Annotated in this window: 24 protein-coding genes and 1 pseudogene; 16 read left to right on the plus strand and 9 right to left on the minus strand. The window is 59.6% G+C overall.

Going from position 1 to position 23,524, the window contains the following annotated elements:
* Genes sapD through sapA form a run of 4 tightly spaced genes read right to left on the minus strand, consistent with a single transcriptional unit; the run spans nucleotide 1 to nucleotide 4,487 of the window.
* Nucleotides 1-993 (minus strand): putrescine export ABC transporter ATP-binding protein SapD, encoded by a 993-nt coding sequence (gene sapD, locus CLM71_RS11025; RefSeq protein WP_105231037.1) that lies wholly within the window; start codon nucleotides 991-993, stop codon nucleotides 1-3.
* A complete protein-coding gene (sapC, locus tag CLM71_RS11030; RefSeq protein WP_105231038.1) occupies nucleotides 993-1,883 on the minus strand; it encodes a putrescine export ABC transporter permease SapC in 891 nt (296 codons plus the stop codon). The genes sapD and sapC overlap by 1 nt, the downstream gene beginning before the upstream one ends.
* Nucleotides 1,870-2,835 (minus strand): putrescine export ABC transporter permease SapB, encoded by a 966-nt coding sequence (gene sapB / locus CLM71_RS11035; RefSeq protein ID WP_105231039.1) that lies wholly within the window; start codon nucleotides 2,833-2,835, stop codon nucleotides 1,870-1,872. The genes sapC and sapB overlap by 14 nt, the downstream gene beginning before the upstream one ends.
* Nucleotides 2,832-4,487, minus strand: a complete 1,656-nt coding sequence (gene sapA / locus CLM71_RS11040; RefSeq protein WP_105231040.1) for an ABC transporter substrate-binding protein SapA — start codon at nucleotides 4,485-4,487, stop codon at nucleotides 2,832-2,834. Before sapA ends, sapB begins: the two co-directional genes overlap by 4 nt.
* Before the next feature lie 215 nt (nucleotides 4,488-4,702).
* On the opposite strand from sapA, the gene folE2 reads away from it, so the two are divergent.
* From folE2 to CLM71_RS24260, 4 genes and pseudogenes are all read left to right on the plus strand, one after another.
* Complete coding sequence (gene folE2, locus CLM71_RS11045) at nucleotides 4,703-5,632, plus strand: GTP cyclohydrolase FolE2 (RefSeq protein WP_105231041.1); 930 nt, start codon at nucleotides 4,703-4,705, stop codon at nucleotides 5,630-5,632.
* Entirely contained in the window at nucleotides 5,622-6,182 is a 561-nt protein-coding gene (locus CLM71_RS11050) for a carbonate dehydratase (RefSeq protein ID WP_105231042.1), read from the plus strand. The genes folE2 and CLM71_RS11050 overlap by 11 nt, the downstream gene beginning before the upstream one ends.
* A 10-nt stretch (nucleotides 6,183-6,192) precedes the next feature.
* Nucleotides 6,193-7,380, plus strand: a complete 1,188-nt coding sequence (gene zigA, locus CLM71_RS11055; RefSeq protein WP_105231043.1) for a zinc metallochaperone GTPase ZigA — start codon at nucleotides 6,193-6,195, stop codon at nucleotides 7,378-7,380.
* A 296-nt stretch (nucleotides 7,381-7,676) separates the two neighbouring features.
* Nucleotides 7,677-7,826: pseudogene (locus CLM71_RS24260) on the plus strand (LysR family transcriptional regulator); the annotation flags it as partial.
* 9 nt (nucleotides 7,827-7,835) lie between these two features.
* Here the strand turns inward: CLM71_RS24260 and pspF are convergent.
* On the minus strand, nucleotides 7,836-8,840 hold the full coding sequence (gene pspF / locus CLM71_RS11070) for a phage shock protein operon transcriptional activator (protein WP_105231044.1): 1,005 nt from the start codon (nucleotides 8,838-8,840) through the stop codon (nucleotides 7,836-7,838).
* A gap of 184 nt (nucleotides 8,841-9,024) precedes the next feature.
* On the opposite strand from pspF, the gene pspA reads away from it, so the two are divergent.
* The 7 genes from pspA to tyrR all read left to right on the plus strand — a co-directional run bounded on the left by pspA (nucleotide 9,025) and on the right by tyrR (nucleotide 15,090).
* Complete coding sequence (gene pspA / locus CLM71_RS11075) at nucleotides 9,025-9,690, plus strand: phage shock protein PspA (RefSeq protein ID WP_105231045.1); 666 nt, start codon at nucleotides 9,025-9,027, stop codon at nucleotides 9,688-9,690.
* A 102-nt stretch (nucleotides 9,691-9,792) separates the two neighbouring features.
* Nucleotides 9,793-10,020 (plus strand): envelope stress response membrane protein PspB, encoded by a 228-nt coding sequence (pspB, locus tag CLM71_RS11080; RefSeq protein ID WP_105231046.1) that lies wholly within the window; start codon nucleotides 9,793-9,795, stop codon nucleotides 10,018-10,020.
* Complete coding sequence (gene pspC, locus CLM71_RS11085; RefSeq protein WP_105231047.1) at nucleotides 10,020-10,379, plus strand: envelope stress response membrane protein PspC; 360 nt, start codon at nucleotides 10,020-10,022, stop codon at nucleotides 10,377-10,379. Before pspB ends, pspC begins: the two co-directional genes overlap by 1 nt.
* Before the next feature lie 50 nt (nucleotides 10,380-10,429).
* Nucleotides 10,430-10,675, plus strand: a complete 246-nt coding sequence (gene pspD, locus CLM71_RS11090; protein WP_105231048.1) for a phage shock protein PspD — start codon at nucleotides 10,430-10,432, stop codon at nucleotides 10,673-10,675.
* A gap of 80 nt (nucleotides 10,676-10,755) precedes the next feature.
* On the plus strand, nucleotides 10,756-12,153 hold the full coding sequence (locus CLM71_RS11095; protein ID WP_105231049.1) for a YcjX family protein: 1,398 nt from the start codon (nucleotides 10,756-10,758) through the stop codon (nucleotides 12,151-12,153).
* Nucleotides 12,150-13,208, plus strand: coding sequence for a YcjF family protein (locus CLM71_RS11100; RefSeq protein ID WP_105231050.1), 1,059 nt, complete (start codon nucleotides 12,150-12,152; stop codon nucleotides 13,206-13,208). The genes CLM71_RS11095 and CLM71_RS11100 overlap by 4 nt, the downstream gene beginning before the upstream one ends.
* Nucleotides 13,209-13,518: 310 nt before the next feature.
* Nucleotides 13,519-15,090 (plus strand): transcriptional regulator TyrR, encoded by a 1,572-nt coding sequence (gene tyrR, locus CLM71_RS11105; protein ID WP_105231051.1) that lies wholly within the window; start codon nucleotides 13,519-13,521, stop codon nucleotides 15,088-15,090.
* A 44-nt stretch (nucleotides 15,091-15,134) separates the two neighbouring features.
* On the opposite strand, the gene tpx is transcribed toward tyrR, so the two are convergent.
* Nucleotides 15,135-15,638 carry a thiol peroxidase gene (gene tpx, locus CLM71_RS11110; protein WP_105231052.1) on the minus strand — a complete coding sequence of 168 codons (504 nt, stop codon included), beginning with the start codon at nucleotides 15,636-15,638 and terminating at the stop codon, nucleotides 15,135-15,137.
* 211 nt (nucleotides 15,639-15,849) lie between these two features.
* On the opposite strand from tpx, the gene ycjG reads away from it, so the two are divergent.
* Nucleotides 15,850-16,824, plus strand: a complete 975-nt coding sequence (gene ycjG / locus CLM71_RS11115) for an L-Ala-D/L-Glu epimerase (RefSeq protein WP_105231053.1) — start codon at nucleotides 15,850-15,852, stop codon at nucleotides 16,822-16,824.
* Nucleotides 16,825-16,832: 8 nt separating this feature from the next.
* Here ycjG and mpaA read toward each other — a convergent pair whose 3' ends face one another.
* The gene (mpaA, locus tag CLM71_RS11120; RefSeq protein ID WP_105233322.1) at nucleotides 16,833-17,540 is read right to left on the minus strand and encodes a murein tripeptide amidase MpaA; all 708 of its coding nucleotides are present in this window, start codon (nucleotides 17,538-17,540) and stop codon (nucleotides 16,833-16,835) included.
* A gap of 206 nt (nucleotides 17,541-17,746) precedes the next feature.
* On the opposite strand from mpaA, the gene CLM71_RS11125 reads away from it, so the two are divergent.
* Nucleotides 17,747-18,097 (plus strand): hypothetical protein, encoded by a 351-nt coding sequence (locus tag CLM71_RS11125; protein ID WP_105231054.1) that lies wholly within the window; start codon nucleotides 17,747-17,749, stop codon nucleotides 18,095-18,097.
* A gap of 169 nt (nucleotides 18,098-18,266) precedes the next feature.
* A complete protein-coding gene (locus CLM71_RS11130; protein WP_197952144.1) occupies nucleotides 18,267-19,898 on the plus strand; it encodes an ABC transporter substrate-binding protein in 1,632 nt (543 codons plus the stop codon).
* A gap of 65 nt (nucleotides 19,899-19,963) precedes the next feature.
* Here CLM71_RS11130 and CLM71_RS11135 read toward each other — a convergent pair whose 3' ends face one another.
* Nucleotides 19,964-20,893, minus strand: a complete 930-nt coding sequence (locus CLM71_RS11135) for an aromatic alcohol reductase (RefSeq protein WP_105231055.1) — start codon at nucleotides 20,891-20,893, stop codon at nucleotides 19,964-19,966.
* Between the two features lie 134 nt (nucleotides 20,894-21,027).
* Here CLM71_RS11135 and CLM71_RS11140 point away from each other — a divergent pair, with 134 nt between their 5' ends.
* Nucleotides 21,028-21,960, plus strand: coding sequence for a LysR family transcriptional regulator (locus tag CLM71_RS11140; RefSeq protein ID WP_105231056.1), 933 nt, complete (start codon nucleotides 21,028-21,030; stop codon nucleotides 21,958-21,960).
* 39 nt (nucleotides 21,961-21,999) lie between these two features.
* Here CLM71_RS11140 and CLM71_RS11145 read toward each other — a convergent pair whose 3' ends face one another.
* A complete protein-coding gene (locus CLM71_RS11145; protein WP_105231057.1) occupies nucleotides 22,000-22,248 on the minus strand; it encodes a hypothetical protein in 249 nt (82 codons plus the stop codon).
* 258 nt (nucleotides 22,249-22,506) lie between these two features.
* Here CLM71_RS11145 and zntB point away from each other — a divergent pair, with 258 nt between their 5' ends.
* The gene (gene zntB, locus CLM71_RS11150; protein WP_105231058.1) at nucleotides 22,507-23,490 is read left to right on the plus strand and encodes a zinc transporter ZntB; all 984 of its coding nucleotides are present in this window, start codon (nucleotides 22,507-22,509) and stop codon (nucleotides 23,488-23,490) included.
* Nucleotides 23,491-23,524: the final 34 nt, after the last annotated feature.

A 23,524-nucleotide genomic window follows, 5' to 3' on the forward strand; every position in this document is an offset into this window, starting at 1 on the left:
TCACTGTTCCTCCATATTGAGCGGGAAGTGGCAGGCGAACAGGTGATTCTTCACCGCACGCAGGCGCGGGGTTTCGATGCATTTCTTCTGCGCGTAAGGGCAGCGCGGCCCCAGCCGGCAGCCGATAGGCAAATGTTCCAGTGACGGGATCGCCCCCGGCAGGGTATTGAGCCGGCTTTTATGCGGCAGCGAACGGCCGAAGTCCGGCATGGCGCGGATCAGCGCCTGGGTGTACGGATGATGCGGTGCCGCCAGCAACTCCTCGCAGCGGGCGCTTTCCACCGTCTGGCCGCAGTAAAGTACGTTCACCCGGTCAGCCCATTTGCTCATCATCTGCAAGTCATGGCTGATCAGCAAAATGGTGGTGTTGTTGTTTTGATTCAGCCGCGCCAGCAGGCGGAAAATCTGCGCCTGGGTGGTGGGCTCCATCGCATTGGTCGGCTCATCGGCGATCAGCAGACGCGGCTGGTTGGCCAGCGCGATGGCGATCATCACTTTTTGACATTCCCCTTCGGTGAGCTCATAGGGGAAACTGCCCATAATATCGTTGTGATCTTTAATACCGACGCGGTGCAGCAGCTCAATCGCCCGGCGACGCCGCCAGTTGAAGCGCTGCCACCAGTGGCCTTTATAGGTCCAGCCAGGGATAGCCTGCGCCAGCTGCCGGCCGATGCTTTCGGACGGATCGAGACAGGATTGCGGCTCCTGGAAAATCATGGAGACGTTGTGGCCCACCAGCTTGCGGCGCTCGCGCGGCGTCAGCTGCAGCAGGTCGATGTCGTCAAAGCGCAGACGGTCGGCGGTGACGCGCCAGTTATCTTTGGTGACGCCGCAGATCGCCTTGGCGATCAGGCTTTTGCCGGAGCCGGATTCACCCACCAGCCCGCGTACTTCGCCTTCGCTCAGCGTCATGCTGACGCGGTCTACCGCCTTGACCGGTCCGTCGGCGGTCATAAATTCAATCGTCAGATTGCGGATATCGAGCAACGGCATTATTCCACTCCCGCATTAATGGCGCGGCGCATGCCGTCACCCAACAGGTTGATCAGCAACACGCTGATCAGAATGGCGGCGCCGGGCAGCATCACCGCCCAGGGCGCGACATATACCAGCTCCAGCGAATCGCCGAGCATGGCGCCCCATTCCGGCGACGGCAGCTGCGCGCCGAGGTCGAGAAAGCCGAGCGCGGCGATATCGAGGATCGCCATCGACAGCGCGCGGGTGAACTCGGTCACCAGCACTGCGGCGATATTGGGCAGCACCGCATACCACAGGATCTGCAGGGTTGAGGCGCCGTCCAGCCGCGCCGCCACCACATACTCTTTTTCCAGCTCGTCATGCACCGCGCTGTAAATGGTGCGCACTATGCGCGGCAACAGCGCCAGCCACACCGCCAGCATGGCGTGCTCCAGTTTCGGGCCGATAAACGCCACCACCACGATCGCCAGCAGCAGCGACGGGATAGACAGCAGGGTATCGAGAATATGGTTCAGCACCGCCGAGCGCAGGCCGTGGGTCACGCCGGCCAGCACGCCGAGGATCACGCCGAAGAAGGCGGCGCCCAGCGTCACCACCAGCGCCGAGCCGAAGGTGGCGGCGGTGCCGGTCAGCAGCCGGCTCAGCAGATCGCGCCCCAGATCGTCGGTGCCGAGGAAGAACGACACGTTGCCGTAGCGCGACCAGGAAGGCGGCAGCAGCTGGTAGCCGAGGAACTGCTGGTCGAGAGCATAGGGCGCCAGCAGACTGCCGAACAGCGACAGCAGCACCAGCGCAATCACGCCGTAAAAACCGATCATCGCCAGCGCGTCGCCGTAAAATATCCGCCAGGTATAGCGCAGCGGGCTCGGCATTTTCTTTTCGCGGTATACGTTATCGAAGAGCATACCATTCCTTATGTTTCAATGGGTTGGTTGCCGCACCCAGGATATCGGCCAGCACGTTGATGGTGATGACCAGCGAACCGACCAGCATCACGCCGGCGGAAATGGCGGCGTAGTCCTGCTGGCGAATGGCGTTAATCAGCCAGCGTCCCAGACCCGGCCAGCTGAAGACCACTTCGGTGATCATCGCCAGCGTCAGCATGGTGGAGAACTGCAGCCCCAGCTTCGGGATGATCGGCGGCAGCGCGTTGTGCAGCACGTGACGGCGGATAATGGTAAAGCGCGACAGGCCGCGGGTGGCCGCCGCCTTGATATAGTTCTGGCTGAACACCTCGTCGGTGCTGATGCGCATCAGCCGCACCACTTCGGTGGTCGGCGCCACCGCCAGCGCGGCGATCGGCAAAATCATATGGCGCAGCGCGCTGGCGATCATTTCGCTGCGGTACGGCGAATCGGACAGCCAGGCGTCGACCAGTGCAAAGCCGGTGACCGGCTGCACCTGATACAGCAGATCGAAACGGCCGGAAACCGGCAGCCAGCCCAGATGCAGCGAGAAGAACAGCATCAGCAGCAGCGCCAGCCAGAATACCGGAATGGAGAAGCCCAGCAGCGCAAAGGTGCTGATGGCGGTGTCCTGCCATTTGCCGCGCATCACGCCGGCGATAATGCCAAGCGGGATACCGATAAACAGCGCCAGGGCAAAGGCCAGAATGCACAGCTCCATGGTGGCCGGGAACACCTCACGCAGCTGTTCGTCAATCGGCTGGCCGTTAATGCTGGACACGCCGAAATCCCAGTGCAGCAGACTGGTGAAATAAAATTGGTAGGCATCCCACAGCCCGGCGCCGCTGAGCGGCGCGTGCGGCGTGAAGTAGCTCAGGCTGAAGCCTACCAGCGTCAGGAAAAACAGGGTGATAATCAGCAGCAGGCAGCGGCGCAGAGTAAAGATAATCACGGTTTTTCTCCCTCCGCCGTTTCACGATACACGCCGGCGAATGATGCGTTGCCGAAGGGGCTGAGCACCAGTCCCTTGATGTCATAACGGTAGGCCTGCAGACGCAGCGATGACGCCAGCGGCAGCACCGGCAGCTGCTGCTCCAGAATTTTTTGCGCCTGACGGTAGCTGTCAATGCGCTGCGCCAGCTGCTGCGACAGCAGGGCGTTTTGCAGCGTTTCATCAAAACCGGGGTCGCACCAGTGAGCATAGTTGGTTTGCGAGCGAATTGCCGCGCAGCTCAGCAGCGGCCGGAAGAAGCTGTCCGGGTCGTTACTGTCGGTGGCCCAGCCGGTCAGGGTGAGGTCGTGATTCATCTCCATCAGCCGCGCCTCCTGGAAGCGGCCCTCCACCGGCACGATGGTGACGTGCACGCCGATCTGGCCCAGATCGGCCTGGATCAGTTCGGCGGTTTTCAGCGGGCTGGGGTTATAGGACTGCGAGGCAGTCGGCACCCACAGCTTCAGCTGCAGATTGTCGATGCCGGCCTCTTTCAGCATGCGGCGCGCCTGCTGCGGGTCGTAGGCGGTGACGTGCGCGTCATTGTCATACGCCCAGGAGGCGCGCGGCAGAATCGACGCGGCGGTCTCGGCGGTGCCGTAGTAAATCGACTGCATCAGACGCTGGTTGTTGATCGCCAGCGAGATGGCCTGACGCACCTTCAGGTTATTGAACGGCGGTTTGCGGGTGTTGAAGGCCAGATAGGCGATGTTCATCCCCGGCCGCAGCGTCAGACGCAGGCGCGGATCGTCGCGCAGAATGGAAAGCTGGCTGGCGGCCGGATAGGCCAGTACGTCGCATTCGCCGGTCAGCAGTTTCGACAGGCGACCGGTGCCGCCGGCGCCCAGGTCAATCACCACCTGCGCCATACGCGGTTCGCCTTTCCAGTAGGCCTGGTTGCGCGCCAGGCGGATATATTGCCCGGAGCGGTATTCATTGAGCAGGAAAGGCCCGGTGCCTACCGGCTCGCGGTCTATCATCTGCTGGTCGCCGGCCTTGCTCAGGTTGTCGGCATACTCTGCCGACAGCACCGGTGCATAGTGGGTAGCCAGATGCCACAGGAACGAGGCGTCCGGCGCCTGCAGGCGGATCTCGACGGTGTAGTTGTCGAGCTTTTTCACGCTTTGCACCGAATCAGAAAACTGCAGGCTGTCGAAGTAAGGATACTCGCCACCGTTGACGTCGTGATACGGATGCTTGTGGTTAAACACCCGCTCAAAGCTGAATACCACATCGTCGGCGTTCATTTTACGCGTTGGCGTAAACCAGGCGGTGTGCTGGAACGGCACGTCTTTACGCAGGTGGAAACGATAGGTAGCGCCGTTGTCCAGCACCTCCCAGCGCTGCGCCAGCTCTGGAATCAGCCGGTAGGTATAGGGGTCAACATCCAGCAGGCGATCGTACAGCTGCGCCGCCAGCGTATCGACCGTCAGGCCGCTGCTGGCCATCTGTGGATTAAAGGTGTTCAGGATGCCGTTGACGCAATAGACAAAACCGCTCTGATGTACGTCCGGCAGGGGCGCCGGAGCATCAGCCGCGGGCGCAGCCGCAGCGGCGGCCATCAGCGAATTGCCCAGGCATAACGACAGGATCCAAATGGGTAAACCACGCATAGAGGCTTCATGGGTTAATAAGCGATAGCGTTAGTGTACCGTACTCTGGCGAACTGCCCAATTCTTCAGATAAAAACGTCGATTTTTCTGCGGCTTGATTGACCAACCGGGCGTCACGGCGCCGTGCAGGCGGAAAAAAAGACAAAATGTTATGTTATAACATATCCATTTCGTGTTACCGTTTTTGCCTGGTCACTAACAACTGCAGGGGAAACATGGGAAATACGGCTATGGCTCACCGTCAGCCGCTGCCGGATGTGCAGAGCGGACACGGGGAGATGAGCGATATCGCCCTTGACTGGGTGGGAATGCAGGGCATCGCGCTGCCGCTGGAGGTGGCGGGGCGTCCGCTAAATGCCGAAGTAAGCGTCGGCGTTAACGTCTGCGCCAACCGTGACGGCGCGCGCGGCATTCATATGTCGCGCCTGTATCTGACGCTGGATGCGCTGACGCAGGGGGAACTGACGCCGCGACGCATTATCAACACGCTGGCTGAATGTCTGCAGTCGCAGAGTACGGACAGCTATCGGGTGCAGTTGGAGATCGGCGGGGAACTGCTGCTGTCGCGTCCGGCGCTGATCAGCCCGCAGCGCGGCTGGAAAAGTTACCCGTTGCGCATTACCGCAGCGCTGGAGCTGCTGCCAACGCTGACGCTGCAGGTCGGCGTGCCTTATTCATCCACCTGCCCGGCGTCGGCGGCTCTCAGCCGTCAGGCGGCGCAGCAGCAGTTTCTGGTCGATATCGAGGCGGATGATGAAACGGTCGGCACGCAGCAGGTGGCTGACTGGCTGGGGACGCACGGCATGCCGGCGACGCCGCACAGCCAGCGCAGCTGGGCGTGGGTGACGGTCACCTTGTCCGGCGATGAAAAAGTACTGCCTGTGATTTCGCTGATCGACCGCATCGAGCATGCGCTGGGGACGCCGGTGCAGACGCTGGTCAAGCGTCAGGACGAGCAGGCGTTTGCATTGGCTAACGGCCGCAACCTGATGTTTTGTGAAGATGCCGCGCGCCGGTTGTATGACGCCCTGCGCCGCTCGTGCTGCTACAGCGCCTTCAGCGTGCGGGTGGAGCATCAGGAAAGCCTGCATGCGCATAACGCGGTGGCCCGGCTGAGCTGGCGGGAGGACGCTGATGCTGCGTAAAAATCCCAGCGGCCATCTGCCGCAGGTCTCCGCCCAAGCCTATATCGATCCCACTGCGATTATCTGCGGGCGGGTGATTATCGGCGATTACGTGTACGTCGGGCCTTACGCGGTGATTCGCGCCGATGAAGTTAACGCCGACGGCGATATGGCACCGATTGTGATCGGCGCCCACTCCAATATTCAGGACGGCGTGGTGATCCATTCCAAAAGCGGCGCGGCGGTAACCATCGGCAGCTACAGCTCCATCGCCCACCGTGCCATTGTGCATGGGCCGTGCCGCATCGATGACCGGGTGTTCGTCGGTTTTAACAGCGTGCTGTTCAACTGCCATCTGCGCAGCGGCTGCGTGGTGCGTTATAACGCGGTGGTGGACGGCGTGACGCTGCCGGAGCAGTGCTATATCCCGTCCACCGAACGGGTCGGTGCAGACAGCGATCTGTCGCGCTATGGCCAGGTGGACCGCGACGCGCTGCAATTTTCAGAGGAGGTGGCCGCCACCAATGTCGATCTGGTACGCGGCTATCAGGCATTACGCAACGAATTTTAGTGAGGCTGCCATGCAACCACTTCCGGTTACGGTGCTTTCCGGCTTTCTTGGCGCCGGCAAGACCACGGTGCTTAACCATATACTGAACAACCGTCAGGGCATGCGCGTGGCGGTGATCGTCAATGATATGAGCGAGGTGAATATCGACGCCGCGCTGCTGGCCAACGAAGTCACCCTCGATCGCCAGCAGGAAAAGCTGGTGGAAATGAGCAACGGCTGTATCTGCTGTACTCTGCGGGAAGATCTGCTGGTGTCGGTACGTGAGCTGGCGCAGGCCGACCGCTTTGACTACCTGCTGATTGAATCCAGCGGTATTTCGGAGCCGCTGCCGGTGGCGGAGACTTTTACCTTTGAGGATCAGGCGGGAGAGAGCCTGTCGCAGTTTGCCCGGCTGGACACGCTGGTCACGGTGGTGGACGGCGTTAATTTCCTTGAGCAGTACCAGCAGGCGGCAAGCCTGCAGGAAGTCGGGCAAAGCCTGGGGGAGGATGACCTGCGCAGCGTGGCGGATCTGTTGATTGAACAGATCGAGTTTTGCGACGTGATACTGATCGGTAAAACCGACCTGCTGACGCCGCAGCAGCTGGCGGAGGTCACGGCGCTGCTGGCCAGTCTCAATACCGAGGCGAAGATTATCCCGATCGCGCCGGGCACGCTGCCGCTGGACGAAGTGCTTAACACTCATCGCTTCAGCTTTGAAAAGGCGCAGCGTGCGCCGGGCTGGCTGAAGGAGTTGCGCGGCGAGCATCTGCCGGAAACGGAAAATTACGGCATCAGCAGCTTTGTCTACCGCGCCCGTCGGCCGTTTGCGCCGGACAAATTCTATCGCCTGATTAACGGCGACTGGGCCGGCGGCAACTTGCTGCGTTCGAAAGGTTTTTTCTGGCTGGCGACGCGGCCGCAGCACGCCGGGCAGTGGAGCCAGGCCGGCGGCATTGCCCGCTACGGCGTCGCGGGGTTGTTCTGGCGCGCCATTCCGCAGGATAGCTGGCCGCAGGATGAGGAAACGCGGGCGCAGATTCTGGAACGTTGGGTTGAACCGTTTGGCGATATGCGCCAGGAGCTGGTGTTTATCGGTCAGCATCTGCCGCAGGCGGAGATGGTGCGCCGGCTGGATGCGTGTCTGCTGAGCGATGCGGAGATGGCGGCCGGTCTGGCGTATTGGTTGGAGATGGCTGACCCGTTTCCTGCCTGGTAATTGCACAATGTTGTTGTGGAGATGAGAAAAATTCTCAACAAAAAGCTTTACAGCTGATATTGAGAACCATTATCATCACCTCGCAGTTCACGGAAGGCCGCTCCCGCGGCGCTGACGTGAAAGGCACGACATTGCTCACATTGCTTCCAGTATTATTTTCAAGCCAGCTCGGGTGCTGGCTTTTTTTTGCCTGTCGATCCCCATTTATTCGCGATGTACGCCTAATCCGCCTTGTCCCGGGGCGAGATCCGCGCGCAGCGTCAGCGTCGGGATGTCAAGTCGCCGCCGTTCTGCCGCCGGAACGGCTGGCGCGCGGCAATGCCGCTCTGCAGGTGCGGGAGCCGCTGGTGGCCGTGCCGGGGTTCGAGATGGTGATGCTGTGGCACGAGCGCAGCCACCGCGATCCGGCACACCGGTGGCTGCGGGCGCATATTATGGCGTTGCTGACCTGGGCCTCAGGCGGACGGCTCTTCACCGGGCTGCAGCGCATGTTTCTTCAGCATGCCGCGCAGCTGATGGTAGGTCAGCCCCAGCAGTTCCGCCGCTTTGCGTTGGTTAAAACGCGCCTGGCGCAACGCCTGCTCCAACAGCCGTTTCTCCTGCTCGCTCTGCCAGCTTTTCAGATCCAGCGGCAGCGCGGGGATGCCGGCGGCCTGCGCTTCCGCGGCCGGTGTATCCGCCGGCGTGCTGCGGGCAAACGGGTTGATCACGATTTGGTCCAGCGCCTGTTCGCTGCTGCCGTGGCGGTATACCGAACGCTCGACCACGTTTTTCAGTTCGCGCACGTTACCGGGCCAGCCGTAGCCGAGCAGCGTCTCACGGGCGCGGGCGGTAAAGCCGGGAAACAGCGGCAGCGCCAGTTCGCGGCACATCTGGATGGCGAAGTGCTCCGCCAGCAGCATGATGTCCTGCTGCCGCTGGCGCAGCGGCGGCAGCTGCACCACGTCAAACGCCAGTCGGTCGAGCAGATCGGCGCGGAATTTGCCGGCCGCCGCCAGCGCCGGCAGATCGTCGTTGGTGGCGCACACCAGGCGCACGTCCACCTGCAGCGGCTGGCTGCCGCCCACGCGCTCAAGGTGGCCGTATTCAATCACCCGCAGCAGCTTCTCCTGCACCAGCATCGGCGCTGTCGCCAGCTCGTCAAGAAACAGCGTACCGCCGTCGGCGCGTTCAAAACGCCCCAGATGGCGCTTCTGCGCACCGGTAAACGCGCCGGCCTCATGGCCGAACAGTTCGGAATCCAGCAGATTTTCATTCAGCGCCGCGCAGTTGAGGGAGATAAACGGCCCCTGCCAGCGGTTGGACAGGTAGTGCAGCCGGTGGGCGATCAGCTCCTTGCCGGTACCGCGTTCGCCAATCACCAGCACCGGTTTGTTCAGGGTTGCCAGCTGCGAGACTTGTTCTAATACTTCTACAAAGGCGTTTGCTTCGCCCATCAGGGGGTCGATCTGCTCGCTCATGATGAAATTCGCCAATAGTTGGTGAAAATAATCACTTTACAGCATGGCACGGCAGAGTCAAAAATAAATAGTCCTTTAATATCAGCCAAATAAAAGTTGGCACGCATCTTGATTATATCTTGGCGTCCGCAGTATGACTTAAGACGGCGCTGAAGACGCCACTGACACCAAGAGGAAGTGAATTATGGGTATTTTTTCTCGTTTTGCCGACATTGTGAACGCCAACATCAATACGCTGCTGGATAAGGCGGAAGATCCGCAGAAGCTGGTGCGTCTGATGATTCAGGAGATGGAAGACACGTTGGTTGAAGTGCGTTCCACCTCGGCGCGCGCGCTGGCGGAGAAAAAGCAGCTGCTGCGTCGTATCGAACAGGGTGAGAAGCAGCTCGATGACTGGCAGGAAAAAGCGGAGCTGGCGCTGCGCAAAGATAAAGAAGATCTGGCGCGGGCGGCGCTGATTGAGAAGCAGAAAGTGTCCGATCTGATCGCCACGCTGACCCATGAAGTGGAGACGGTGGAAGAAACCCTGAGCCGGATGAAGAGCGAAATCGGCGAACTGGAAAGCAAGCTGACCGAAACCCGCGCGCGTCAGCAGGCGCTGATGCTGCGTCATCAGGCGGCGTCGTCTTCCCGCGAAGTGCGCCGTCAGTTGGACAGCGGCAAGCTGGATGAAGCGATGGCGCGTTTCGAGCAGTTTGAGCGCCGTATCGACCATATGGAAGCGGAAGCTGAAAGCATCAGCCTGGGTAAAAAGAAAACCCTGGATCAGGAATTCGCCGAACTGAAGGCGGATGACGCCATCAGCGAGCAGCTGGCTGCGCTGAAAGCCAAGATGAACCGCTCAGAGTAACCGTTTTTTGCGGCCGTCCGGCGGCCGCCGTCCGATAACAGAAACCCGGCTTGCCGACGCCGCAGCGCGGCGTCCGGCAGGCGGGAATAACAAGGAGTTGAAATGAGTGCGTTATTGTTAGCCATTCCATTGACGATTTTTGTGCTGTTCGTCGCCCCGATTTGGCTTTGGCTGCATTACAGCAATCGGCAACAGAACGGGGTCCAGCTGACGCATCAGGAAATGCAGCGGCTGGCGCAGCTGACTGAAGACGCCAAACGCATGCGCGAACGTATTCAGGCGCTGGAAGAGATTCTGGATGCCGAACATCCGAACTGGAGGCAGTCTTGATGGGTAATTTGCTGGGCAGTAAAAAACTGTATCGCGTGCCTGAAGAGGGTATGGTGAAGGGCGTTTGCGCCGGCCTGGCGCACTACTTTGACGTACCGGTGCGCCTGATCCGCGTGATGGTGGTGCTGTCGATGATCTTCGGCCTGTTTTTCTTTACCGTCGTCGCCTATTTCGCCATGGGCTACCTGCTGGAAGCGGCGCCGGCGAGCCGTTTCGACGGCGAACATCAGCGTACGCCGCGCCAGCTGTTGGATCAGCTGGAGTATGAACTGGGCAGCGGCGAGCGCCAGCTGCGCCAGGTTGAACGCTACGTGACCTCGGATACCTTCGGCGTACAGAGCCGTTTCCGTCAGCTGTAATTGACGGTTGCCGTGCCGGACGCCGCCGTCACCTTTGCCGGAGGGCAGTTATGACCAGAGCAAACCACGCCGCCAACGGCGGCCAATCCGCCACTTTCCAACGAGGAGCTGGTGCAATGTTGAAGAGATTGTCTAAAGTCATCATCATAGCGTTACTCAGTTACGGCCCGGCGGGGGCCACCTCATGGCTGCTGAGAACCGTCAGCCGTAAACCGCTGCGCCTGCTGCTGGCGATGGTGCTGGAGCCGATGTTCCGCAAGGGGCTGAATAAGGCATTCGGGCGTTATACCCGCTAAGTCGCTGCTGCCTTGGGCGGTGGCCGACGCAGCCCCGCCGCAGCGCTGAGTGATTTTGGGTATTTATGCCAAGGAGAAGAATGAAACGATTAAAAAATGAATTAACCTCGCTGGTCAACCGCGGTATGGACCGCCATCTGCGTCTGGCGGTGACCGGCCTGAGCCGCAGCGGGAAAACCGCCTTTATCACTGCTCTGGTCAATCAACTGCTGCATGTCCACAGCGGCGCGCGGCTGCCGCTGTTTTCGCCGGTGCGCGAAGAGCGCCTGCTGGGGGTAAAACGCATCCCGCAGCGCGATCTCGGCATTCAGCGTTTTACCTATGATGAGGGGCTGGCGCAGCTGTACGGCACGCCGCCGACCTGGCCGACCCCCACCCGCGGCGTCAGCGAAATTCGCCTGGCGCTGCGCTACCGCTCCAATGACTCCCTGCTGCGCCACTTTAAAGAAACCTCGACGCTGTATCTGGAGATCGTCGATTATCCGGGCGAATGGCTGCTCGACCTGCCGATGCTGGAACAGGACTACCTGACCTGGTCGCGTCAGATGACCGGGCTGCTGCAGGGCGATCGTGCCGAATGGGCCAAACCGTGGCTGGCGCTGTGCAACGCGCTGGATCCGCTGGCGGCGGCCGATGAAAATAAACTGGCGGCGATCGCGCAGGCCTACACCGATTATCTGCTGCGCTGTAAGGCCGAAGGGCTGCACTTTATCCAGCCGGGACGCTTTGTGCTGCCGGGCGATATGGCCGGCGCGCCGGCGCTGCAGTTTTTCCCCTGGCCGAACGTCGACGCCGGCAGCGAATCAAAACTGGCGCAGGCCGACAAGCACACCAATATCGGCATGCTGCGCGCCCGCTTCGGTTATTACTGCCAGTCGATCGTAAAAAACTTCTACAAAGAACACTTTGTGCGTTTCGACCGCCAGATTGTGCTGGTGGATTGCCTGCAGCCGCTTAACAGCGGGCCGCAGGCGTTTAACGACATGCGCCTGGCGCTGACCCAACTGATGCAGAGCTTCCACTACGGCAAGCGTACGCTGTACCGCCGCCTGTTTTCGCCCACCATCGACAAACTGATGTTTGCCGCCACCAAAGCCGACCATATTACCGCCGATCAGCACGCCAATCTGGTGTCGCTGCTGCAGCAACTGGTGCAGGAAGCCTGGCAGAATGCGGCATTTGAGGGCATCAGCATGGACTGCGTCGGGCTGGCTTCGGTGCAGGCGACCGAGAGCGGCATGGTGGACCATCAGGGGCAGCGTATTCCGGCGCTGAAAGGCAACCGTCTGTCGGACGGCGCACCGCTGACGGTATTCCCCGGCGAAGTGCCGGCACGCCTGCCGGGGCCGGCGTTCTGGCAGCAGCAGGGGTTCCACTTTGATGAATTTCGTCCGCGCGCCATGAGCGTGGACAGTCCGTTGCCGCATATTCGTCTGGACGCGGTGATGGAGTTTTTGCTGGGAGATAAAGTGCGATGAGCGAGCCGATAAAACCGCGTATCGATTTTGAAGAGCCGCTGCAGCCGCCGCAGGAGCCGACGCTGCGCGCCGGTATGGCCTTTGACGAACAGCAGGCGGATAACTTCTTTCCCGCCGCGCCGGAGCTGGAAAAGGAGGAGGAAGAAGGGCGCGTTGAAGGCATCGTCAATGCGGCGCTGAAGCCGAAGCGCAGCCTGTGGCGTAAAATGGTCACCGCCGGGCTGACGCTGTTCGGCGTCAGCGTGGTGGCGCAGGGCGTGCAGTGGGTGCATCAGGCCTGGCTGCAGCAGGATTGGATCGCGCTCGGCGGCGGCGTTGCCGGTGGCCTGATCGTCGGTGCCGGCGTCGGCTCGGTGGTGGCGGAATGGCGTCGCCTGTATCGCCTGCGCCAGCGCGCCGAAGAGCGTGACGAAGCGCGGGAACTGCTGCACAGCCACGGGCTGGGCAAAGGGCGCGAGTTCTGCGAAAAACTGGCGCGTCAGGCCGGGCTGGATCAGGGGCATCCGGCGCTGCAGCGTTGGCAGGCGTCGCTGCATGAGACCCAGAACGACCGTGAAGTGGTGGCGCTGTACGCGCGCCTGGTGCAGCCGGTGCTGGATAATCAGGCGCGGCGCGAGATCAGCCGTTCTGCGGCCGAGTCGACGCTGATGATCGCCGTCAGCCCGCTGGCGCTGGTGGATATGGCGTTTATCGCCTGGCGCAATATTCGGCTGATCAACCGCATCGCCGCGCTGTACGGCATCGAGCTGGGCTATTTCAGCCGTATTCGCCTGTTCCGGCTGGTGCTGCTGAACATCGCCTTTGCCGGCGCCTCTGAACTGGTGCGCGAGGTCGGGATGGACTGGGTGTCGCAGGATCTGGCGGCGCGTTTGTCCGCCCGCGCCGCGCAGGGTATCGGCGCCGGCTTGTTGACCGCGCGTCTGGGCATTAAGGCGATGGAGCTGTGTCGGCCGCTGCCGTGGCTGGAGGATGATAAGCCCAAGCTGAGCGATTTCCGCGGCCAGTTAGTCGGCCAACTGAAGGACGTGATGAAAAAAGGCGACAAGAAAGCCTGATAATCCCGCCGCCGCACCGTCCGGTGCGGCGCTGTTCCGTGTGGCGTAAGCCAGCGTTGACGAAAGAACATCCTGCTGTAATTTCGTGATAATTATCCAAAAATAATCTCCGAGTCATGATAAATATCTGGCAATAAGCTAAAATGACGCGGATGGTGTTATTCATTTGCGATTAGAATCAATAACCACAATGATAAATCAGCGTTCTGTCAACTTTTGCTGACGGAACGTTTCTTCTGTCCGGGGTGAGAGAGTATGATGAGCGCCACTCATCCCGTGTACGCAAAACCTGCAGATAAGGCCAATACTGATGCGTTTGGAAGTATTTTGCGAAGACCGGATCGGTCTTACCCGAGAATTGCTGGATCTCTTGGTATTACGCAGCATTGATTTACGCGGTATCGAAATCGATCCTATCGGCCGGATTTACCTTAATTTTTCCCAGCTTGATTTTGATACCTTCCGCGCCCTGATGGCGGAAATCCGCCGCATCGCCGGCGTCACCGACGTGCGCACCGTCAGTTTCATGCCTTCCGAGCGCGAACACCGGGCGCTGCGCGCGCTGCTGGAATCCATGCCGGAGCCGGTATTCTCCATTGATATGAAAGGTAAGGTCGAGCTGGCCAACCCGGCGGCGCTGGCGCTGTTTGGCCTGAACGAAGATAAAATCCGCAACCAGACGGCGGGGCAGCTGATTGGCGGCTACAGCTTCAGCCGCTGGCTGGAGAATGAACACGCCGCACCGCACGCTGAGCGGGTGGTGATACGCAGTCAGGATTTCCTGATGGATATCACGCCGATCCACCTGGAAGATGAAAACCAGCAGCCGGACGTGGTCGGCGCCGTGGTGATGCTGAAATCCACCGCGCGTATGGGGCGGCAGCTGCAGAATCTGTCGGTGAACGATGACACCGAGTTCGATCATATCGTGGCGGTCAGCCCGAAAATGCGCCAGGTGCTGGAACAGGCGCGCAAGCTGGCGATGCTGGATGCACCGCTGCTGATTGTCGGCGATACCGGCACCGGCAAAGATATCCTGGCCCGCGCCTGCCATCTGCGCAGCCCGCGCGGCAAACAGCCTTTCCTGGCGCTCAACTGTGCGGCGCTGCCGGATGACGTGGCGGAAAGCGAGCTGTTCGGCCATGCGGCGGGCGCCTATCCGGGCGCCGGTGCGGCGAAAAAGGGCTTCTTCGAACAGGCCAGCGGCGGTTCGGTGCTGCTGGACGAGATTGGCGAAATGTCGCCGCGGATGCAGACCAAACTGCTGCGTTTCCTGAACGACGGCACCTTCCGCCGCGTTGGCGAAGATCATGAAGTGCACGTGGACGTGCGGGTGATCTGCGCCACGCAGAAAAACCTGATTGAGCTGGTGCAGCGCGGCGAGTTCCGTGAGGATCTTTACTACCGCCTGAACGTGCTGACCATCACGGTGCCGCCGCTGCGCGAGCGCCCGCAGGACATCATGCCGCTGACCGAGCTGTTTGTCGCGCGCTTTGCCGATGAGCAGGGCGTCGCCCGGCCGAAGCTGTCGAGCGATCTGAACAGTTTCCTGAGCAAGTACGGCTGGCCGGGGAACGTACGTCAGCTGAAAAATGCGATTTATCGCGCACTGACCCAGACCGAAGGCTTTGAACTGCGCCCGCAGGATATCGTGCTGCCGGAGTTTGAGGTCGAGATGTCGCTGGGGGATGAGGCGATTGACGGGACGCTGGATGAGATCAGCAAGCGTTTTGAGCGCTCGGTGCTGACCCGGCTGTACCGTACCTATCCCAGCACGCGCAAACTGGCGAAGCGCCTGGGGGTCTCACATACCGCAATTGCCAATAAACTGCGTGACTACGGCCTCAGCAGCCGCAAACCGGCGGAAGACGCTGAGGAATAATGACGAGAAAAAGCCCGGACTGACCGGGCTTTTTTATGCGCGAATTACTTCAGCGCCGCCAGGGCTGCGTCGTAGTTCGGTTCAGAAGTGATTTCGTCCACCAGTTCGCTGTACAGCACGTTGTCTTGCTCATCCAGCACCACCACGGCACGGGCGGTCAGGCCCGCCAGCGGACCGTCGGCAATTTCTACGCCGTAAGTCTGTTTGAACTCGGCGCCGCGCAGGGTGGACAGGGTTACTACATTGCTCAGGCCTTCCGCACCGCAGAAACGGGACTGGGCGAACGGCAGGTCGGCGGAGATGCACAGCACCACGGTGTTATCCAGGCCGCTGGCCAACTGGTTGAATTTACGCACCGAAGTGGCGCAGACGCCGGTGTCGATGCTTGGGAAAATATTCAGCACCTTACGTTTGCCGGCAAAGCTGCCCAGCGCAACGTCTGACAGATCTTTCGCCACCAGGGAGAACGGTTTGCCCTGTTCGCCGGCTTTCGGCAGTTGGCCGGCAACGGCTACGGGGTTACTCTGGAACTTTACGGTCTGAGTCATGACTTGATTCCTTTGACAGGTGTTTATACAAAAGATGTGCACCTAATCGGCGAGCGGCTCACGCCCATTTTAACATTAGGTTCACACCTTGCCGTCAGTCTATGTCAATGCATGCCGCTTGGGTATACAAAATTGGCTAAACAGTTGTATATATTGGCATACCCTTGCGTACAGCGCTGATATTACGCGTACTATTCAACCAGGAGCGGTGATGAGAAGCATGCGTTTTTACCCACAGGCCTGGCCGCTGCGCGCCGCGTTTGTGATTTCACGCGGCAGCCGCAGCGTGGCCAACGTGGTAGTGGTGGAAATCGAACAGCAGGGCGTCTGTGGCGTGGGGGAATGCACGCCGTACCCGCGCTATGGCGAAAGCGAAGACTCGGTGCTGGCTCAGTTGGAGGCGGTCAGGCCGGCCATTGAACGCGGCCTGTCGCGCGACGCGCTGCAGCAGCTGATGCCGGCCGGCGCGGCGCGCAATGCGCTGGACTGCGCCTTATGGGATCTGGCGTGTCGCCAACAGGCGCAAACGCTGTGGCAGCGCGCGGGGGTGAACCCGCCGCCGCAGGTCACGACGGCGCAAACCGTCGGCATCGATACGCCGGAGGCGATGGCCCGGGCCGCGTTGGAGCTTAACCGCCGTGGGGCGACGCTGCTGAAAATCAAGCTGGACGACCGGCTCATCAGCGAGCGGCTGGTGGCGATCCGCGGCGCGGTGCCGGAGGCGACGCTGATCGTCGACGCCAACGAATCCTGGCAGGCTGAAGGTTTGGCGGCGCGCTGCCAGCTGCTGGCGGATTTACAGGTGGCGATGCTGGAGCAGCCGCTGCCGGCCGATAACGATGAGGCATTGGCGAACTTTATCCATCCGCTGCCGATCTGCGCCGATGAAAGCTGCCATACCCGCGCCGATTTGGCCCGGCTTGCCGGCCGTTATCAGATGGTCAATATTAAACTGGATAAAACCGGCGGCCTGACCGAAGCGCTGGCGCTGGCCGAGCAGGCCGTCAGCCAAGGCTTTACGCTGATGCTCGGCTGCATGCTGTGCACCTCGCGGGCGGTGACGGCGGCGCTGCCGCTGGCGCCGGCGGCCCGTTTTATCGATCTGGACGGGCCGACCTGGCTGGCGCAGGATGTTGAGCCGGGGCTGGATTTTGCCTGCGGCGTCATCCGGCTGGGCGACGTATAAGCGCGGGATTACTGCGGGTAGGTCAGCAGCTCAATCATCGCATCCAGATACTGTTCGCTGGCGGCATCGGCGGAGATGGCCGGCAGTTCGGCGGTGATGCACGGCAGCGACAGATCGGCGCACCAGCTGCCGAACGAACCCGGCGTTTCATAGCCGACGCTGCTGACCAGCGGCAGGGCGAATTTGTGCGACAGCCAGACGCCAAGGTGCGAGCTGGCCGGATCTTCAATACACGCCAGCGGTTCATGAAAAGAGACCACCCAGGCCGGCTTCAGCCGGTGGATCAGATGGCAGAGCGCCTGCGTTTCCGGTTCGGAACCCGGCCGGCCGCCGGTTGACAGCTTGACCTCCCGCGTTGGCGCGGCGCTGTTCCAGCGGTAGACCGTATCGCCGGAACGCCAGTTGGCCGAGGGGAAGTTGCGGTTCAAATCCACACCGTTGGCGTTGGCGCGCAATCCTAACTGGCAGCCGTCCGGGTTGACCGCCAGCACCACATGGTGGCGCCGCGCGGCGGGAGACAGGCTGCGCAATGCGCAGGACAGGGTGACGACGGCGGCATTTTCATCACCGTGCGTGCCGGCGATGATCAGCCCGGCGTCCGGGCCACGTGCTACGGCGGGGAAATAAAGCAGCGGTGCGCCTAATAACGATTTTCCGTAACTTTCTCCAGCCACGGCCAGCTGGCCGCGTTCGCTACGCGGTCGTTGTTGAGTCATGGTGTCGCCCTGTATCGCCAGTGGGTGAAAATGCATTGTTATTTTATTCAGTGTATTACGCTTTTGTGTGACTTTCCCACAACATTGTTGCTCTGCGTCTTATCTGAGCGATCAGCGGCGGCGTGGCGTAATGTTCGCTGCCGATACGGCTGCCGCTTGTTATACTAAGCAGACAGCCAAGCCGATAATCAGCAAGGAGATTTAACATGCCAGTCGCCAGAATAGTCGCCAGTTATACGGAACACGAGCAGGACACGCTCACGCTGTTGTGCGGCGTGGATGATGAGAATCAAATCCGCCAGGGGGAGTGGTTCGGCGTGGTGAAAAATGATGATGGGCGCGGAGATGAATCCAACTACCCGTTTACCCTGCATGTGGACTACCAGAAAAACAGTTTCTACCTCGATTACGGTTATGACGACGTTAACGACCGCCAGCTGCAAACCACCGATATTCAGCTAAAACCGCTGGAAGAGAACGCTCAGTTCACCATCTTTGATGAAGAAGAGGGTGAAGAGTTTACCTACCGCATCCGCACCGTTCATCTCTACGATTAAGCCTTCAGGCCGTGCCGCCGGCCAGCGTCCGGCGGTGCAAAGCGCGGCCGTTATCGCATTTTCACACCGCCGGCGTTGTTTTTCCCGCAGGGCCGCCGCCGCCATGATGCGCCGCGGCGCTTTTGGGTATATGATAAAAAATTCAGATGGTTAACGCGGGATAATAACGATGGCGAGAAAAAAAATTCAACGGGGTTTCCGTTTGGCAGGCTGTGCAGCGGCCGTCTGCCTGAGCTTTGGTGTCAGTGCGGCGCAGGTGCCGGCCGGTACGGCCCTGGCCGATAAGCAGGAAATCGTGCGCCATATTAAAGATGAGCCCGCGTCGCTCGATCCGATTAAAGCGGTTGGCCTGCCGGAGGCGCAGGTAGCGCGCGATCTGTTTGAAGGGTTGGTGAATCAGGATGCGCAGGGCAATATTATCCCCGGCGTCGCCAGCCGTTGGCAGACGTCGGATAACCAGACCTTCCTCTTTACCCTGCGCAAAGACGCACGCTGGTCAAACGGTGACCCTGTCACGGCGAACGATTTCGTCTACAGCTGGCAGCGGCTGGTGGACCCGAAAAGCCTGTCGCCTTTTGCCTGGTTTGCCCAGCTGGCGGGGATCCAGAACGCCGAGGCGATCATCGCCGGTAAGCTGCCTGCCGAAAAGCTGGGGGTGACGGCGGTGGACGCCCATACCCTGAAGGTACAGCTGAATAAGCCGGTGCCGTACTTTGTCAGCCTGACCGCCAACTTCAGCCTGTTCCCGGCGCCGAAAGCGGTGGTGGAGAAATACGGCAGCGACTGGACCAAGGTCGGCAACCTGGTCGGCAACGGCGCCTTTAAACTGCAGCAGCGGGTGGTGAATGAGAAGCTGGTGCTGGTGCCGAATGAACACTATTGGGATCATAAACACACCGTGCTGACCAAGGTGACGTTTGTGCCGATCAATCAGGAATCCAACGCCACCAAACGCTATCTGGCGGGGGATATCGATATCACCGAATCCTTCCCGAAAAATATGTACCGCAAACTGCTGAAGGATATTCCGGATCAGGTCTATACCCCCGATCAGCTGGGCACCTATTACTATGCGTTTAACACCCAGCGCGCACCAACCAACGATGTGCGGGTGCGTAAGGCGCTGTCTTACGCCATCGACCGCAAGATTATCGCTGAAAAAGTGCTGGGCACCGGTGAAAAGCCGGCATACCACTTTACGCCAGACGTGACCGCCGGCTTCAAAGCCAAAGATAGCCTGCTGCAGCAGCAGTCGCAGGCGGAGCTGGATGCGCAGGCCAAGGCGCTGATCCAGTCTGCCGGCTATGGCCCGGATAACCCGCTGAAATTGACGCTGCTGTATAACACCTCGGAAAGCCATCAGAAGATCGCCATTGCCGTGGCCTCGATGTGGAAGAAAAAGCTGGGGGTGAATGTTAAGCTGCAGAATCAGGAGTGGAAAACCTATATCGACAGCCGTAATACCGGCAACTTCGACGTGATCCGCGCCTCCTGGGTGGGGGATTACAATGAGGCGTCCACCTTCCTGTCGCTGCTGGGTTCTTCGCATGCCGGCAATATCGCCAAGTTCCGCAACGCAGACTATGACCGCGTGCTGGCGGAAGCCAGCCGGCGCACCAGCCCGGCGGCGCTGAACGCCGACTACAACAAGGCGGAGCAGATCCTGGCCGATCAGGCGCCGATCGCGCCGATTTATCAGTACACCAATGGCCGCCTGATCAAACCCTGGGTAAAAGGTTATCCGATTACCAACCCGGAAGACGTGGCCTATAGCCAGACGATGTATATCGTCAAGCATTGACGGGTGTTGTTTCCTCAACAAAGCGGCCGGTGCGAGGTTACGCGCCGGCCGTTTCTTGTCGGAGGCTAAATAGATGCCATAAGCCAGGAGGCAATATCCTGGGTCTGAATCGCATTTTGCGCATTGTAGGTGTCGCGCATTGGCCACCACATGCCGTCACCCCGGGCAAACGCGGCGCGATAGCGTAGCATCTGGTCATTCGGGCGTAAACGCAGGGCCTCCAGCAGCGCCGGCAGGGTGAGCACGTTTTTGGTAAAGCTCCGTTGCGTAACGTGTTCAATCGTTGAGGCCAGTTGCCGGTATGATGTTGTTTCCCCCGCGACAAAGATGACGTCGTTGACGATCCGCGGCTGATGTAAATAGATGGCGCTGGTCAGTCGGCCGATATCGGCCGGCGAGGTGACGGTGACCTGAGTGTCCCATCCTCCCAGCGCGTTGATGGTGTTGGCCGATAAATTGACGACGTCGAATGCCGGTTCGAAGAGGAAGCTGGTGAATATGCCGGTTGAAATAATCACCCACTCCGTGGTGCTCTGCGCCCGTAATAGCGTCCGGACATCATACTGTTCATCCCAGACGGGCTGGCCGCTTCCTTTACCGACCACATCGTAATTAACGCCGAATTGCCAGGGGAAGTATCGCCGCACCCCGGCATGTAACACCGCGCGCGTGATCTTGAGCTGCGTACCGGCCCCGGCAACGAACCCCATACAGTTAATAACGGTATCAAACGGCTTAAATATCCTGCTTAACTGTTCAGCCGAACAGGCGGCCAGGTCTACGCCGATAAAGGTTGCGCCGGCATCAGCATGTTTTTGATGCGTTGCCGACTGCAGTTTACCGTGTTTATCGCGGGATGCGGGCGAAACAATGACGGAAACAGCCCCGTTGCGCTGTGTGACCGCCGGCAGCAGCGCATCCAGTACCGCATCTCCCAGTTGTCCCGCTCCCAGCACCAATACTCGTTTATCTGCGTTCACGTCATGTTGTTGCATTTTGCACCTCACTGCTGGTGTTGATGGAATGTGGGGCAAGTTTACGGTGGAGAGCTACATTCGATAAGTCAGCGGGTGTAGGTTAGACTGTTCGTTAATATGGGATAATCAGGGTGCGCAGCTAGGGGGAGAAGGTGGATAGACTGGAATCAATGCGGGTATATGCGCATGTCGTTGAGACACAGAGTTTTGCCAAGGCGGCGGAAGTGCTGGGGATGCCGCGCTCAACGGTATCCCGGGTGATTAAGGAACTGGAAGCTTACCTTGGGCTGCAGTTGTTACAGCGAACCACACGCAAGCTCAGCGTGACGTCCGACGGAGAGGGATACTACACGGAATGTAAAAGGCTGCTTGCTGATATTGCCGCCATGGAGTCCTCATTCCCCGGTAAATCTGGCCAACCCAAAGGGCGCTTTAAAGTCGGTATGCCGCAATCCCTGGCCCGGCACTGCATCATCCCCAAAATTCAGACGTTCTTGCAGCATTATCCCGATCTGGAGCTAATGCTTTGCTCAAGCGATCATGTGGAGGACCTCATACGGGAGGGCTACGACTGTGCGATCCGGGCGGGCAGAATTGAGGACTCCACCACGCTGGTGGCCCGTCCGCTGGCGAATTTTAAATGGGTGGTGCTGGCAGCACCACAATACCTTGATACCTATGGCGAGCCGAAGTGTCTGGACGATCTGAACGGCCATCGCGCGGTGGGATACCTTAACCACCGGACCGGGCGCACGACAGAGTGGTTTTTTGCGCATGATACCGCCGTGCGGGCGATCCGTATGCCGGAAACGCTGGTGGTAGACGATACGGATGCCTACATACAGGCCGGCGTACAGGGGCTGGGGTTAATTCGCGTGGCCAGCTATCTGGCGACTCCCTATTTGCGTAGCGGAGCGCTTATTGCGTGCCTGCACGACGACGCTTTTGATTTACCCTTATCCCTGGTGTATCCGCAGAACAGATACCTTCCTCCCGCAGTGCGCGCTTTTTACGCATGGAGTCAGGGAGTGCTGAGTTCAGCGAACGATTGTTGCATGGCGGAAACAGAAAACCCGCTGAAATAGCGGGTTTTTTTGTTCTCACACGGTCCTCAGCTGACGGCGTTAAAGAACTTCTCTCAGGGTATCAACGACAACGCGGCCAGCCATGTCGGTCTGAGTCACACGGTAGGAGGTTGGGTAGGAACGGCGGGTACTCAGGTGGTCATACACGGAAACCTTGCCGATGGGGTTTCCGCCGGCGTCCTTAACGATAAATTCGCTAATCTCTTCCTGACCTTGGTGACGCAGCTGGATGTGATTAACCTTCTCCAGCGTATGGCTTTCATCTATTTTCAAATGGTCTCTTAACATAACTACACTACCTCCTCGTAGGTAGACGCAAGTATATGCCGATGAAAATTGAGGTAAACCTACTTTTGTTTATTTTTTATTGTTGTTTGGAATTAAAAAAGATGTGGAAATGTTAATGAATCATAAAGGGCAATAATTACCCGCTGAGGTGCGGCTTTTTTGCCCGCTTTTGACACCGCTGCTTACCGGCTTCTTCTTTGATTTAAAAAGCATAAAGACTAAACTTTGCGCTAATGAATAAAAATAAGAGGGTGGCAAATGGACGTCATTGACGGCAGCCAGCTACAAATTGCCGATGCGGTGTATGCGTTTCGGCTGGATGGCAAGGGCGGCGTAACGCCGATTGGCCCGCAGGATAGCATCACCAGTCAGCAGCCTTGCTGGCTGCATCTGGATTATGCTCATCCGGCAAGTTTGCAATGGCTGAGCGAAACGCCGCTGCTGCCGGATTCTGTACGCGATGCGCTGGCCGGCGACAGCTCCCGGCCGCGGGTGACGCGGCAGGGGGACGGCACGATGATTACGCTGCGCGGCATCAACTTTAATGTTAATTCCCGTCCTGACCAGCTGGTGACTTTTCGCGTGTTTATCACCGATAAGATGATTGTCTCCACGCGTCACCGTAAAGTGTATTCCATTGATGAGGTGGTCAACGAACTGCAAAACGGCGTGGGGCCGACCGACTGTGGCAACTGGCTGGTGGAAATCAGCGATGCGCTGACCGACCATGCCAGCGAGTTTATCGAGGAGTTGCACGATAAAATTATCGATCTGGAAGATGCGCTGCTGGATCAGCAGGTCCCCGAACGCGGCCAGTTGGCGCTGATTCGCAAGCAGCTGATTGTGTTGCGCCGCTATATGGCGCCGCAGCGGGATGTCTTTTCTCGCCTGGCCAGCGACCGCCTGAGCTGGATGAGCGATGACGACCGCCGGCGTATGCAGGATATTGCCGACCGACTGGGGCGCGGTCTGGACGATCTGGACGGCAGCATCGCGCGTACGGCGATACTCGCCGATGAAATCACCACCGTGATGGCGGATGCCATGAACCGGCGTACCTACACGATGTCGCTGCTGGCGATGGTGTTTCTGCCAGCCACCTTCCTGACGGGGCTGTTCGGCGTCAACCTGGGCGGTATTCCCGGCGGTGACAAACCCTTCGGCTTTGCGCTGTTTTGCCTGCTTTTGGTGGCGTTGGGAGCGGGCGTAGCCTGGTGGCTGAAACGTCGCCGCTGGCTGTAGTCATCGGAGAAGAAAATACGGCAAAACCTGATTA

This window comes from Serratia sp. MYb239, from assembly GCF_002966855.1.
In the GTDB taxonomy this organism is placed as follows: domain Bacteria; phylum Pseudomonadota; class Gammaproteobacteria; order Enterobacterales; family Enterobacteriaceae; genus Serratia_B; species Serratia_B rhizosphaerae.